Genomic DNA, 284 nt, shown 5'->3' on the forward strand with positions numbered 1-284 from the left:
AGATGACCCTCGGCAGCGATCATTGTACTTCGAATTCTGTCACTCACACAGGCGATTCCAATCCGGTACTCCCCTGGGCGGAGCACGCGCTCGACGCGATGTGGGCGGAGCAAACGATCCCGCCCACCGACGCGACCCGGCTGATGGCGCTAGAGAGCAGCGCGGTCCTCGACGTGGTCAACGCGATCCCCGACCACCCGGAATTCCTAGTCACGGGCGACGCGCCGGACGGCATCTCGGAGGCGGCCGCGATCGCGGCGGCGGCGGAGCACGTCCTGAGCGCG

At 67.6% G+C, this 284-nt stretch carries 1 protein-coding gene; it reads left to right on the top strand.

Annotated features, from left to right (window positions below; all coding sequences use genetic code 11):
* Window positions 1-98 precede the first annotated feature (98 nt).
* Window positions 99-284, top strand: a 186-nt coding sequence (locus WDW90_RS39070; RefSeq protein ID WP_336492991.1) for a hypothetical protein, incomplete at its 3' end; no start/stop codon positions are given.

Source organism: Methylobacterium nigriterrae (genome assembly GCF_037106235.1).
GTDB classification, from domain to species: Bacteria; Pseudomonadota; Alphaproteobacteria; order Rhizobiales; family Beijerinckiaceae; genus Methylobacterium; species Methylobacterium nigriterrae.